General features: G+C 36.0%; 12 protein-coding genes. All 12 read right to left on the reverse strand.

Translation table 11 applies throughout. From position 1 onward, the window contains the following. Positions 1-22 precede the first annotated feature (22 nt). The 12 genes from ftsZ to ftsI all read right to left on the reverse strand — a co-directional run bounded on the left by ftsZ (position 23) and on the right by ftsI (position 15,062). Entirely contained in the window at positions 23-1,189 is a 1,167-nt protein-coding gene (ftsZ, locus tag GFV14_RS01045) for a cell division protein FtsZ (protein ID WP_457914494.1), read from the reverse strand. A gap of 55 nt (positions 1,190-1,244) precedes the next feature. Beyond that, positions 1,245-2,501, reverse strand: coding sequence for a cell division protein FtsA (ftsA, locus tag GFV14_RS01050; protein ID WP_457914495.1), 1,257 nt, complete (start codon positions 2,499-2,501; stop codon positions 1,245-1,247). A gap of 50 nt (positions 2,502-2,551) precedes the next feature. Then, positions 2,552-3,340 (reverse strand): cell division protein FtsQ/DivIB, encoded by a 789-nt coding sequence (locus GFV14_RS01055; protein WP_457914496.1) that lies wholly within the window; start codon positions 3,338-3,340, stop codon positions 2,552-2,554. A 1-nt stretch (position 3,341) separates the two neighbouring features. Then, positions 3,342-4,262: a D-alanine--D-alanine ligase gene (locus tag GFV14_RS01060; protein WP_457914497.1), complete on the reverse strand. Its 921-nt coding sequence runs from the start codon at positions 4,260-4,262 to the stop codon at positions 3,342-3,344. A gap of 2 nt (positions 4,263-4,264) precedes the next feature. After that, on the reverse strand, positions 4,265-5,683 hold the full coding sequence (gene murC / locus GFV14_RS01065) for a UDP-N-acetylmuramate--L-alanine ligase (protein ID WP_457914498.1): 1,419 nt from the start codon (positions 5,681-5,683) through the stop codon (positions 4,265-4,267). A 100-nt stretch (positions 5,684-5,783) separates the two neighbouring features. Next, complete coding sequence (murG, locus tag GFV14_RS01070; RefSeq protein ID WP_457914499.1) at positions 5,784-6,857, reverse strand: undecaprenyldiphospho-muramoylpentapeptide beta-N-acetylglucosaminyltransferase; 1,074 nt, start codon at positions 6,855-6,857, stop codon at positions 5,784-5,786. Continuing rightward, on the reverse strand, positions 6,854-8,047 hold the full coding sequence (gene ftsW, locus GFV14_RS01075; protein ID WP_457914500.1) for a cell division protein FtsW: 1,194 nt from the start codon (positions 8,045-8,047) through the stop codon (positions 6,854-6,856). The genes murG and ftsW overlap by 4 nt, the downstream gene beginning before the upstream one ends. Further along, positions 8,044-9,372 (reverse strand): UDP-N-acetylmuramoyl-L-alanine--D-glutamate ligase, encoded by a 1,329-nt coding sequence (murD, locus tag GFV14_RS01080; protein WP_457914501.1) that lies wholly within the window; start codon positions 9,370-9,372, stop codon positions 8,044-8,046. Before murD ends, ftsW begins: the two co-directional genes overlap by 4 nt. A gap of 1 nt (position 9,373) precedes the next feature. Then, a complete protein-coding gene (gene mraY, locus GFV14_RS01085; protein WP_457914502.1) occupies positions 9,374-10,456 on the reverse strand; it encodes a phospho-N-acetylmuramoyl-pentapeptide-transferase in 1,083 nt (360 codons plus the stop codon). Next, the gene (gene murF / locus GFV14_RS01090) at positions 10,450-11,823 is read right to left on the reverse strand and encodes a UDP-N-acetylmuramoyl-tripeptide--D-alanyl-D-alanine ligase (RefSeq protein ID WP_457914503.1); all 1,374 of its coding nucleotides are present in this window, start codon (positions 11,821-11,823) and stop codon (positions 10,450-10,452) included. Before murF ends, mraY begins: the two co-directional genes overlap by 7 nt. Continuing rightward, the gene (gene murE / locus GFV14_RS01095) at positions 11,820-13,307 is read right to left on the reverse strand and encodes a UDP-N-acetylmuramoyl-L-alanyl-D-glutamate--2,6-diaminopimelate ligase (RefSeq protein WP_457914504.1); all 1,488 of its coding nucleotides are present in this window, start codon (positions 13,305-13,307) and stop codon (positions 11,820-11,822) included. Before murE ends, murF begins: the two co-directional genes overlap by 4 nt. Before the next feature lie 18 nt (positions 13,308-13,325). After that, positions 13,326-15,062: a peptidoglycan glycosyltransferase FtsI gene (ftsI, locus tag GFV14_RS01100; protein ID WP_457914505.1), complete on the reverse strand. Its 1,737-nt coding sequence runs from the start codon at positions 15,060-15,062 to the stop codon at positions 13,326-13,328.

The raw sequence follows: 15,062 nt of genomic DNA on the forward strand, positions 1-15,062 counted from the left end.
GGAGAATCTAATTTAATTACATTTAATCGGCCTGTTTACGTAAAAATGCAGGAATATCTAAATAATCAGTTTCTTTATTCACTTGTGTATTTTTCTCATTTTTTATTTTTACGATTGTTTTTTCTTCTGTCATTGAAGATAGACAAGACATACTATTTTGCATCTGCTGATAACGTTGTTCCATAGAAGTTTTCTGTGATATTTTATTGTTAACTAATGTAATGTCTGGACGTTTATCCATACCAATACCTGTAGCAACAACGGTGACGCGCAGCTCTTCATTCATTTCAGTATTTAGAGAAGTGCCAATCACAACCGTTGCGTTATCAGATGCAAAAGCACGAATAGTGTTACCTACTGTTTCAAACTCATCTAAGCGTAAGTCAAAACCAGCCGTAATATTTACGAGCACACCACGTGCACCAGAAAGGTCGATATCTTCTAGAAGTGGACTTGAAATAGCCATTTCAGCTGCTTCTTCAGCACGTTCTTCACCACGAGATACACCTGACCCCATCATTGCATAGCCCATCTCTGACATTACAGTACGTACATCAGCGAAGTCTACGTTCATCAATCCTGGACTAGTAATAAGTGCTGCTATACCTTGCACTGCACTTTTCAGTACGTTATTTGCTGCGCCAAAAGCATCAAGTAATGAAATTCCACGACCTAAAACTTTTAATAATTTATCATTTGGGATGATGATGAGAGAATCAACGTATTTAGATAAATTAGTAATACCAGATTCTGCAAATGCCATACGTTTTTTACCTTCAAAATTAAAGGGTTTAGTTACGACAGCAACTGTTAAAATACCTAGTTCTTTAGCAATTTCAGCAACAACAGGAGCTGCGCCTGTACCTGTCCCTCCCCCCATTCCAGCTGCTACGAAGATCATATCTGCACCATCAAGTGCATTACGTAATGCTTCGCGATCTTCTTCAGCAGCATGGCGGCCAATTTCAGGATTTGCGCCAGCACCAAGACCTTTAGTTATACCGGTACCGATCTGAATTGTTTGTCCGACTTCAGTTTTACGCAGTGCCTGTGCATCAGTGTTAACAGCAAAAAATTCAACACCTTCAATACGCTCACGTACCATGTGTTCAACGGCATTCCCGCCACCACCACCAACTCCGATAACTTTAATCACCGCATCATTGGTTAGCTCCATTGGTTCAAACATAATATCTCTCCGTTTTTGCTTACTACTAAACAAATAATATGCTTCTTAATAAAAATTAAAATTCTTTTTTCAGCCAATTAGTAATCTTATTAAACCACTCTTTAACTGATATATGTTTTTGTGTTTCGGCGTTATCACCAAGATGGATTTCTTTACCGTAATGTAACAGCCCAACTACAGTTGAATAGCATGGTTCTTCAGCATAATGTGTTAAACCTGTAATATGAAGTGGCGTACCAATCCTCACCTGAGTATGAAAGACTTTTTGCGCGCATTCAACAAGACCGTCTATTTGCGCAGCACCTCCAGTTAGTACTATCCCTGCAGATAAGTGATGTTTTACGCCTTGTTGGTGTAATTGTGCTTGTAAGTTTAAGATTTCTTCGTTTACAAGATTTAATAGCTCTGTATAACGTGGTTCAATTACTTCAGCTAAAGTTTGACGTTGTAAACTTCTTGGTGGATGCCCACCAACACTTGGCACTTCAACTGTTTCATCTTTATTTATTGTCGAACACAGAGTGCAACCATGGCGAATTTTGATAGCTTCAGCGTCACTGGGAGGGGTACCAAATGCATATGCGATATCACTTGTAACCACATTACCTGCATAAGGAATTACATTTGTATGACGTAGTGCACCACCAGTATAGATTGCTATATCCATTGTACCACCTCCAATATCGACAACACATACTCCTAGTTCACGCTCATCTTCTGTTAAAACAGCATAACTTGCGGCAAGCCCTGCAAATATTAATTGGTCCACCTTTAACCGGCAGCGTTCTACAGCTTTAACAATATTTTTTGCCATATCATTATGACAAGTAATTAAATGTACTTTGGCCTGCATACGAACGCCTGATAAACCTACTGGATTTTTAATATTTTCTTGATAATCAATCGTAAATTCTTGTGGGATTACATGAAGAATTCTGTATTCATCACGAATTCGGACTGATTGAGCAGTATGAATCACGCTGTCAACATCTTCATGAGTGACTTCCTCTTCTGAAACTGGTACCATACCAATTTCATTTTGGCAGCTAACATGTTTTCCTGACAGGGAAAGGTAGACAGAAGAGATTTGACAATCTGCCATCAATGCTGCTTGATCAAGTGCTGCTTGAACGCATTTAACAACAGATTCTAAATCGTTAACGCCACCTTTGTCCATTCCACGAGATGGACAACTTCCTACCCCGATAATATTAACAATACTATCAGGCAGAATTTCGCCTACAAGGGTCGAAACCTTGGAAGTCCCAATTTCAAGCCCTACAACTAATTTTCTGTCTATCATTTTGATCATTTTTCTGCCTAGTCTGATCTGAGTTATTAGCAATGTTAATTATTGTAACTTTAATGTTGCATCCGCTCTAAGTGGCGCCAACCAACCGCAGCACCACTGGTATAACGAAGATCTATATAATCAACTTGTTTGCTTGTGATTTTCTGCAAAATCGGATAAAGTTCAAGAAGACGTTTTAATCGTTCAAGTATATCTTTTTTTCCAAGCTCAATTCGGATATCATTATTTAGGATTATTTGCCACGAATGACGAGTTGTCATAGATAATGACTTAAGTTGTAACTTTTGGTTGAAAAGTATTTTTTTTATCATCAGATACGTATTAATAACTTTTTTTTGACTCCCGGGTGGACCATGCAATAATATATAATTATTTTTATTAGTTTTATTTTTTGGAAGACTAAACAATCTTCCTTCAGCATCAACCATTTTATGTTCATTCCAACTTGCATAAGGCCTGTACTCTACTAGATGAATTTTTAACTCATCAGGCCACTGTTTTCGTACGGTCACTTGGCGTATCCAAGGTATCGCACTAATCTGTTTTTGAATAGTAGTAACATCAACTGTTACAAATGTTTTAAGCTTCCCAAGTGATAGTACTATATTTCTTATATCATTATTTTTTGTATAATAGCACTCACCTGTTAATATTAACTTTGATATAGGTAATTTATTAGCGTCTTTCATCCATGTGATGACGGCCCACCCACTCCAGATGATTGCACTAACAACTATAAAAAAGAAAATCATCCCACCACGCACAGTCCTGATACTTTTTCTTGAAATTGAGTTATTATAATTTTTATGATTTTGAATATTTAACGCTGCTTGTGACATATTAGTTGGCTAATTCCAAAATACGTACTACTAGTTCCGAGAAATTAATATTTGCTTGACGTGCTGAAATTGGCACTAAGCTATTCCTAGTCATACCTGGTGAGGTATTAATCTCTAATAAATAAAATTGACCATTTTCATCTTGCATTACATCAACTCTTCCACAACCTTGACAACCGATAACTTGATAAGCATGCATTGCCAGCTGAGAAAGTTTCATTTCTAGCACTGCATTTAAACCACTGGGACAAAAATATTGTGTGGTATTAGAAAGATATTTCGCTTTATAATCGTAAAAATCTCCTGTAGGTTGAATCCGAATTGCAGGGAGTATTTTGTCACCTAATATTGTAACCGTATATTCAGAGCCACTTAACCATTTTTCAACCAATACTGTATCATTAAAATGAAAAGCTAATTTAAGTGCTGATGATAAATCAGCTAGTTTGTTAATTTTGCTTATACCTACGCTGGAACCTTCAAGGCTTGGCTTGATAATCAATGGTAATCCGAGACTTGAGACTAATTTTTGCGTATCAACTTTTGACATTATATTAAATTGAGAATGTTTTAAATAAATATAAGGTGATACTGAGAGTCCCGCACATTCCCATAGATTTTTTGTTTTAATCTTATCTATACTTAATGCTGAAGCTATTACTCCGCTACCTGTATAAGGTATATCTAAAAAACTTAGCATCCCTTGTATTGTTCCATCTTCACCACCACGCCCATGAAGGGCTATAAATGCTTTATTAAAACCTTTCTCTTTGAGTGTGTGAATAGGAAAGTATTTAACATCAATAAGATGCGCGTCAATACCCGCTTGATGTAAGCCCGTTAAAACTGCATTTCCTGATTTAATAGACACTGCACGTTCAGTAGATTTTCCTCCAAATAAAATGGCAATTTTTTCTGCCATAATCATTCCTCAATTATAGTTGGTTGGAATTTTGTTGCAGCAAGATGAGAAGCTACCTTACTAACATTGCCTGCGCCTTGAACTAACACTAAATCTTTTGCGTTAAGTAATTTTGCTAAAATTTGAGAGATGTGTTTAGTATCTGCTATATAGATTGGATCAAGTTTACTTCGTCTACGAATGGTTCTGCATAACGATAAACTATCTGAACCAGATACAGGTTTTTCTCCAGCAGAGTAAACGTCTAACATAAGTAGTATATCGACTTGGCTGAGAACTTGAGCAAAATCATAATATAACTCATGTGTTCGTGAATAACGATGCGGTTGAAAAATCATTACGATACGCTTATCAGGCCATCCAGTCCTTGCTGTTTTAATTGTTGCATTTACTTCAGTTGGATGATGCCCGTAATCATCGATCAACATAACTTCTCCTTCTATACCATTTACATGACGTAACGAATAATTACCGAGGAAATCAAAACGGCGCTTAATTCCTTGGAATTTTACTAATGCAGATACGATCTGTAGATCATCAATATTGTCCTCAGTTGCTACAGCAACTGCAGCAGTAGCATTGAGTGCATTATGGCGGCCAGGTGTATTGAGTACAAGAGTCAATTTTGACATATTTTTACGAGAAATAGTGAAAAAGCTTTGGTTACTTTTTTGCTCATATTTTATAATATGTACATCTGCATCTTCGCTAAAACCATATGTGGTTATATAGCGTCTAATTCTTGGTAATAACGAACGTATTACAGGATCATCGATACACACCACTGCACGTCCATAAAATGGTAAGTTATGTAGAAAATTAATAAAAGTATCTTTCAGAATTTCAAAATTCCCATGATATGTAATCATGTGATCTTCTTCAATATTTGTGACTACAGCTATAAGAGGTTGTAAATGCAAGAATGATGCATCACTTTCATCAGCTTCTGCAATTAAATATCGGCTGCTCCCTAAATGTCCATGTGTTCCTGTTGATTTTATTACTCCTCCATTAATAAATGTTGGATCTAAACCTGCTTGTTTATAGATTCCAGAGATCATTGCCGTGGTAGTTGTTTTTCCATGAGTTCCTGCAACCGCAATGCCATAACGATAGCGCATCAACTCTGCTAACATTTCAGCGCGACGAATAATAGGAATTCGTAATACATTTGCAGCTTGAATTTCTAGGTTATCCTCAGAAATTGCTGTTGATACAACCACTACGTTCGAATTATTAATATTTTCAGGACGATGATGAAAATAAATCATTGCACCTAATTCTGTAAGGTGTTGCGTTACTGAGTTTGACATTAAATCTGAACCACTAATGACATAACCCTCATTAGCTAAAACTTCTGCTATACCACACATCCCTGAACCACCGATACCAACAAAATGAACATGTTTGACTCGACTCATTTTTGGTATAAACGCTCGTAATTTTATCAACTTTTGTTTATTTAATATGTCTTTCATTTTGTTGAGGTTATTTTAATCTTTCATAATCAATGGCTTGTTCTTATTTAGTAACTTCAAATATTACTTTTGCGATTTTTTCTGTTGCATCCATCATTGCACAAGAACGGGCTTTTTTAGCCATGAATAGCAATTCTTTTCTACTCCACTTTTCCAGTAAATGCGTAACTCTATCTACGGTAAACTGATGTTGCGGAAGTATTTTTGCTGCCCCTGCTTTTTCTAGCGGAAGAGCATTCCAGTACTGTTGACGGTCTTTATGTTGAAATGGAACAAAAATGGCAGGCAACCCTACTGCTGCTATTTCGCTGACAGTTAAAGCGCCTGAACGGCAAATAACCAGATCTGCCCATGCATAAGCTTGACTGATATCATCAATAAATTCAGTGACTGTATACTTAGTACATACTGAATGTTTTATTTTTTCATTGTATAACGCTTCTGTAAAAATTTTTCTTTCTTTTCCTGACTGATGCCAGATATGTAATTTTTTGTTGATTTTTCCAGCAACTTGAGGCATGACTTGGTTTAAGATGTGTGCGCCTTGGCTTCCACCAAGTACTAAGATATGAATTATATTATCACGGTTAATTAACCTCTCTTCAGGTAAAGGGAGTGCTAGTATAGCATTACGTATTGGGTTGCCAACTACTGTAGCCTGAGAAAATGTTCCAGGAAATGCTTGTAATACACGCGTTGCAACGTTTCTCAGGCATTTGTTTGCTAAGCCTGCTATTCTATTTTGTTCATGTATAATAATAGGAATACCAGATAACCAAGCCGCAATCCCACCCGGCCCTGATACATAACCACCCATACAAAGTACTGCATTAGGTCGATATTGTTTAATAATTTTTTGAGACTGACATATCGCTTTAACACCTTTCCAAGGTACTGTAGCTAATGCCATTATGTTTTTACCTCTTAAACCTGTTATTTGAATAAATTCAATATGAATATTATGTTGAGGAACTAACGTGGCTTCCATACGATCAGAGACACCTAACCAGAGAATTTCCCAGCCTTGAGTTTGTAAATGATGAGCCAAAACTAATCCTGGGAAAATATGACCCCCAGTTCCACCTGCTACAACAAGTAATCGTTTTTTTTCATTCATTTAACATTCCTTATAAACGCCTGTGTTTTTTTTAAACGCGTTTCAAAATCAATGCGTAATAACAGTGCGACAGCCGAAGACATTACAAGCAAACTTGAACCACCATAACTGATCAGAGGTAATGTTAATCCTTTTGTTGGCAAGATGCCAGCTGCAGAACCTACGTTAATTAACGATTGGAATGTAAACCAAAGACCAATTGCGCAAGCTAAGTAACCCGCAAAAAATTGCTTAGTAAGTAATGCTCGACGACCAATCATCATTGCTCGCAATGCTAGTACAAAAACCATTAATAAAACTAGGGATACACCAATGTAACCAAGTTCTTCTGCTAATACGGAGAAGATAAAGTCGGTATGAGCTTCAGGTAGATATTCCAGTTTTTGAATTGAATTTCCTAATCCTTGTCCAAAGACTTTTCCTCGACCAAATGCCATTAATGACTGAGTTAGCTGGTATCCACTGCCGAAAGGGTCTTCCCATGGGTTCAAGAAAGATGTCACTCGACGTAAACGATAAGGTTCAAACCAAATCAGTAAAAGCACACCCATTCCAGAAACAGTAATACCAATAATAAATGGTGCAAGTCTTGCACCCGCAAGAAACAATAGATTAAGTGTTGTAACAACTATAACAATCACAGTTCCTAAGTCTGGCTGTAATAGAAGCAGTAATGCCATGCTAATAAGGATACACATCGGTTTAATAAATCCCAGGAAACATGTGCGTACTTCTTCTGACTTTCTAACTAAATAACTTGATATATAACAAAATAGTGTAAATTTAGAAATTTCTGCAGGTTGAATTTTAACAATTCCAATATCAATCCAGCGTGATGCTCCATTGACAGAGCTTCCTACAACTAATACAATGGATAATATAATTAGAGAAATTATCAGTAAAGTAAAACTATATTTTTCCCAGATTTCTATAGGTATGCGTAGTATGTTCAAAGCTAAAATAAAAGCAACAATTAAATATATGAAAGCACGCTTAGAAAAATAAAATGGATCTTCAGTAAGTTTCTGTCCTATAGGCATTGATGCTGAAGTAATCATTATAAAACCAATAGAGGCAAGACCAAACGCTAGCCAAATTAATGTGCTGTCATAAAGCTTTGACCCGGCAATAATTCCATTTTTTTCACCGATAATCCAATTTTTTAACCGTACAGAGTTAGGGATGGTCATGCGCCTAGTTCCTTCGCTAATTGAGTAAACACATTTCCACGTTGCTCAAAATTTTTAAATTGATCGATGCTAGCACATGCCGGTGAAAGCAAGACAATGTCACCTGATTTAACATAAGGCACAAGCTGCCTCATGCTTTCTTCCATTGTTACAGTGCAAATTGATTTGTTAGGTTGTAATAGAGAGAGTTTTTGACCATCTGTACCAAAACAATATAAACGAATATTATCTGCAGAAATATAACGCTTCAAGGGAGAGAAATCTGCAGATTTGCTATCACCGCCTAATAAAAGATGTACTATTCCCTTTACTGTTAATCCATTTAATGCAGCTGCTGTACTTGCTACATTTGTTGCTTTAGAATCATTAATCCATTTAACACCTTTATTAAATAAGACTAGTTGAAAACGATGAACTAGTCCTGAATAATTTTTTAATACATGTAAACTTACATTACGTGCAATACCAGCAGAATCAGCTAAAGCAAGAGCAGCTAACGCATTAGTATAATTATGTTGCCCTGTCATATTTAGTGAAGCAACATCTAGTAACACTTCACCTTTTCCCATTAAGACGCGTTGATATGTATCAAAATAATAATCACCAACATCTACACCGAAACTAGTACAAGTTTTACTTGACATGTTTAATGGTAGAGTTAACAAGTCTTGAGAATTTATAATACAAGTTAGCGTGTTGTGATAGATGCGTAATTTAGCTTCTCTGTACTGTTGTAGGCCTAATGGATAGCGGTCCATATGATCCTCTGTCACATTCAGAACTGTGGCAGATAGAGCTTGTAGATTAAACGTTGTTTCTAATTGAAAACTTGACAGCTCTAATATATACATCTGATATTTGTGATGAAGTAGTGATAAAACTGGAATGCCGATATTGCCACCAACTCCAACAGATATCCCAGATTTTTTAGCCATATGACTAACTAATGAAGTGACCATACTTTTTCCATTAGAGCCGGTAATTGCAATCACTGGAACGTTAATTTCACGGCAAAATAACTCAATATCACCAACTATCTCAGTTCCATTTATTGATGCTTGATGTAGCTCAGGTGTTGATAATGCAATACTAGGACTTACAACAATAAGATTAGATTCTCTTAACCATTCCCTATTTAAACCACCCAAATAATATTGAATATTGTTAGGTAGTTTTTTTAGATTTTCTGGTGAAGAGCGCGTATCCATCACGCGAGGAATAATTCCGCGTGATAGAAAAAAATAAACACAGGAAAGTCCAGTTAACCCAAGTCCAATAATAACTATTTTTTTACCCTGATACTGGTTACTCCGATAATCTGTCATTTTAACGTACCTTTAATGTTACCAGTCCGATGAGAACAAGCATTAAAGAAATGATCCAAAAACGTACAATAACACGTGGTTCTGGCCAACCTTTTAATTCATAGTGATGGTGAATCGGCGCCATACGAAATATACGCTTTCCTTTCAATTTAAACGCGCTAACTTGCAGAATCACGGATAATGTTTCAATGACAAACAACCCTCCCATAATCATTAATAAGAATTCTTGTCGTAATAAAACAGCGATCATACCTAGTGCTCCACCTAATGAAAGGGAGCCAACATCTCCCATAAAAACTTGAGCTGGATACGTGTTAAACCAGAGAAAACCTAAGCCCGCACCAACAATGATAGTACATACAATAACTAGTTCACTTGCATATGGTAAAAATGGAATATGCAAATATTTAGAGAACTTAAGATTACCTGTTGCCCATGCAACTAGTGAAAAACCTGCTGAGACGAATACAGTGGACATAATTGCTAAACCGTCAAGACCGTCTGTAAGATTTACAGCATTACTCGTCCCGACAATAACAAAATAAGCTAAAAGAATGTAAAATATACCTAATTGAGGCATAATATTTTTGAAGAATGGCACAACTAGTTGTGTTTCTGATGCGTCTTGAGAAACTGAGTACATTGTATATGCAATAAGTAAAGCAATAAGTGACTGCCAGAAATACTTCCAACGAGCAGTCAAGCCATGTGTATTTCTTCTCATAACTTTACGATTATCATCTATAAAACCAATAACCCCATATCCTAAAAGAACTAATAAGACGCACCAAACATAAGGGTTATCTAAACGTAACCAAAGTAATGCTGATACACAGATTGAAGACAGGATTAGTAACCCCCCCATGGTCGGGGTACCGCATTTATTAAAATGTGATTCAGGACCTTGGTTACGTACCACTTGATTAATTTGCATTTTGTGTAAGTAGTTAATTAAATACGGCCCCATCCATAAAGAGATTGCTAGCGCTGTTAACAAGCTGATAATCGCTCTAAGTGTCAAATATGAAAAAACGTGAAAGACAGAAAAATAATGCGCTAATATTTCAGAAAGCCAAATTAACATACAAAGTACTCCTTCAATTCATTCACAACATCTTCCATTGTGGAGCTGCGTGAACCTTTAACTAAAATAGAAACAACAGAATTTTGTTGGATTAGCACAATTAGTCGGCTTAATAAATTTTTTTTAAATTCAAAATGTTCACCACATTCGCTAAATTTACTGATTATTTTACTTAAATTTCCTACACTTAGTACTTTATCTACACCTGAATTTTTTGCTGCTATACCTATAAGTTGATGATATTTTTTTGCGTAATCACCTAGTTCATTTATATTACCAGTTACTAAAATTCGATAGCCGGGCATTTTCGTTAAAACGTTAATTGCCGCCATCATTGAGCCATCGTTTGCGTTATAGGTGTCATCTAGTAATATTTTATATTTACTCAATTGCAAGGGAAATAAACGCCCTGGTATAGTTTTTGTTATTACTAATCCTTTACGGATATCTTCTAATGTTGCACCAACTGAAATAGAAAGTGCACTTGCAGCTAACGCATTAGCAATATTATGAATTCCAGGAAGCAGTAATGTAATATCAATCTCTCCAAGAGGTGTATGTAATCTAAAATTTGTTGAAAGTGGTTGAATTTTAATATTTAATGGATAAAAATCTGCTTTTTTTTGAGGAGTCATAGAGTAAAATAAGATTTTTTGTTGTGACCTAAATACCCATCGAGATGAATAACTATCAAGGTTTATGATTCCAATGCTTTTTTCAGATAATCCTTGGTAAATTTTTCCTTTTTCCAGAGCAACCCCTTCTAGTGAACCAAACCCCGCTAGATGTGCCGAAAATAAATTATTTACTAAAGAAACTTGTGGTTTAACAATATTTGTTGTGTAGGCAATGTCGTTAGGGTGATTTGCACCCATTTCAATTACAGCATAATTATGTTCATGAGTTAATCTCAATAGAGTTAACGGCACACCAATAGCATTATTTAGGTTACCAGATGTATAAAGAGTTTTGCCTCGTTGAGATAAAATTGACGCTGTGAGTTCTTTAACAGATGTTTTTCCAGCAGATCCAGTTAAACCGATTATTTTTGCTTGGCTTTGTTCACGAACCCATGCAGCGAGTTTTCCCATTGCTACATAAGTGTTATTGACAATAACTTGCGGACAAGTAGTCGCTATTTTTCGTTCACTTAAGAGAGCAGTAGCTCCATTTTGGATGACAGAAAAAAGAAAATCATGGGCATCAAAACGCTTTCCTTTTAATGCAATAAATAGACAATTACCACTAATTTTTCGACTATCTGTGCTGACTTGATTTAATATAAGTGTTTTAGAATCAAAATTGCTGAGATTAAAGATATGTCCAGTAGTTATTTGAGCTAACTGAGTACATGTTAGAGGAATCATGCTGTTATCCTCAGTAAACGTGTAACTATAAACCTATCTGAATGGTATAAACGGCGATTACCAATAATTTGATAATTTTCATGACCTTTACCTGCAATAAGGATAAGATCATCAGCCCCTGCCTGCAAAATGGTAGTTTTTATTGCCTCTGATCGGTTAGGAATGACTAACACATAACTAGCATCTACAATACCTGATATGATATCATTAATAATGTCTAATGGTTTTTCGCTACGGGGGTTATCATTCGTAAGTATAATTTTATTCGCCCATTTTTCTGCTATTCTTCCCATTAATGGACGTTTCTTTTTATCACGCTCCCCTCCACAACCAAAAATACATAATAATAGCCGTTTACAGTTTAAACGAGCCATGGATAGCGCTTGTTCAAGTGCGTCAGGAGTATGTGCGTAATCAATCACTACGGTAGGTTTATTCGGTACATGAAATCTTTCCATTCGACCACATACTGGCGACAGAAATTTTGATGAGGTTAATACTTTCTCTAACGGATAATTCATCATTAGTAAGCTTGCCATGGCTAATAGTAAGTTGCTAGCATTAAATCTTCCTATAAGTGGGCTATCTAACGTTCCCCCTCCCCATGATGAGTTAAAATGAATAGTGGCCCCATGGTCATGATAATGAATTGTTGAAGCTTTCAACCATGGACCTTCCCAGTGATTGGAGATATGTTTTTTTATCGATACTGCACAAGCTGTTGGTAACTTATGTAACCATTTTAAGCCAATATCATCATCTGCATTTATGATTTTTGTTTTTGTTTGATGTGTTGAAAATAGCAACCATTTAGCAGCTTCATAGTTTTTCATATCACCGTGATAGTCTAAGTGATCATGACTTAAATTAGTAAATATTACTGAGTTAAACGGTAAAGCTGAAACACGGTTTTGCACTAATCCGTGAGAAGAAACTTCTATTGCAGTTAGTGTTACTTTGTGTTTTAGTAACTGGTATAATTCGGCTTGAATATTGACTGCTGAACTGGTGGTGTTTTCACTGGAAGTAATCTGTCCAAGTAATCCATTTCCTATTGTTCCCATTACTGCGCTGATTTCACCTAACCCTTTTGCCAATTTTGCTATTAAATGTGTTGTAGTGGTTTTACCGTTTGTACCTGTGACTCCTGTAAGTTTCATTTTTCTTGCTGGGTTCTGATAAAATTTACCCGCTAACGAAGAAAGACGATGGTTAAGAGAATACAAGTAAATAATCGGAATACCATTAATATAGCTGATTGTACCATCTTTCGTTTTATCTTTAGTCTCGGCAATTACAGCAGAAACACCGCGATTGATAGCATGAGAAATATATTGTAATCCATTAGATTTATGCCCTTTGATGGCGATAAAAAGATCATTTTTTGTAGTTTTACGACTATCTATTATCATTTCACGTAATAATATATCTTTTGTACTAATTCCAAAGGGTGCTAAAAGATCAGCAAGATTACGATCTGTCACGTGTAACCTCTTTTTTGATCATGATGTTTTATTAGTGTTTTGTAATGCATCAGGCTTAATGTTCATTATGCGTAAAATATCTCCCATGATTGCACTGAATATTGGAGCAGATACTGTGCCACCGTAATATTGACCTGTTTTAGGATCATTAATCAGAACAACCAGCGAATAGCGTGGATTGCTCGCAGGTGCAATACCTACGGTATAAGCAATATATTGATTAATATACTTTCCTTCTGCTCCTACTTTCTTAGCTGTACCTGTTTTTACTGCAATACGATAGCCTTTAATGGCTGCACGTACTCCCCCGCCTCCTGGTAAAGTAACACTTTCCATCATATGAACAACTGTTTGTATTATTTTTTTAGGGAAAACTCTAGTTCCTGGAACAGGAGGATCAATTTTAGTAATTGAGAGTGGGCGATAAATTCCAAAGCTACCAATAGTTGCATATGCACGGGCTAATTGTAATGGTGTGACCATTTGGCCGTACCCGAAAGAAAATGTAGCTTTGTCTAAATTAGACCACTGTATTTTTTTACTTGGAAAGATACCACTGCTTTCACCGACCAATCCTAAATTAGTGGGTTGACCAAATCCAAACCGACTATATGCGTTTACCAGAGTTTTAGCAGGCATTGCTAATGCAAGTTTTGATACACCTACGTTACTTGATTTTTGTAAAATACCAGTAATAGATAATTTAGAGTAGTGAGACACATCTGTAATTTTGTGTCCATTTACTCGATATGGAGTGGTATTCAATAAGGTATGTTCTTCAACAATATGATTATAAAGAGCAGTTATAATAACAATTGGTTTAACCGTGGAACCTGGCTCAAAAATATCTGTGATAGCTCGGTTACGCATAGAATCTATTGGTGTACCAGCTAAATTATTTGGATTATAGGATGGGCTATTTGCCATTGCTAAAATTTCACCTGTTGCCACATCTACTACAATAGCAACACCTGATTCAGCTTTATTTTTTATCACACCTTTAGTTAATTCACGATAAACATTTGACTGAATGCGTTCATCAATACTTAAAACTAAGTTATTTGCTGCTTGACTATCTATAGATGTGACTGTCTCTATAACTTTACCATTGCGATCTTTACGTACAGTGCGTTCACCTGGGGAGCCCTTTAACCAACGATCGAAGCTTGTTTCAATGCCTTCGATACCATCTCCATCAATATTAGTTATCCCAATCAAATGCGCAGTTACTGATCCAGATGGATAGTAACGACGAGATTCTTTGCTCAGATAAATACCAGGTATCTTCAATTTTGAAATATATTCACTGATTGTTGGGGTTACCTGGCGCGCAAGGTAAACAAAACGACTTTTTTGGTTAGCTAATATCTTTTTATGAATTTCTTTAAGTGGAATTTGAAGTGCATCAGCAAGTGCCTTCCAGTATTTATTAGAACTAAAGCTGTTTTTTTTACATACGACTTTTGGATCGGCCCAGATAGCATTGACGGGAATGCTTACAGCTAATTTACGACCTTCTCTGTCACTTATCATGCCACGTGTAGTAAACACTTCTTGAATACGAAGAGAGCGCATATCACTTTCTTGAACTAACTTTTCCGGCGAAATAATTTGTAAATAAGCTATACATATTAATAGCCAGGCTAATGCTAATAAGATGCCACCACACAATAAATTAAATCGCCAAATTACAAAGTTTGTATTTTCTTTTTTTTTCTTGTTTTTAGCTACTTTGGTTATTTTAACTACGTTCAT

Source organism: Candidatus Hartigia pinicola (assembly GCA_020541205.1).
Classification (GTDB): Bacteria; Pseudomonadota; Gammaproteobacteria; order Enterobacterales; family Enterobacteriaceae; genus Hartigia; species Hartigia pinicola.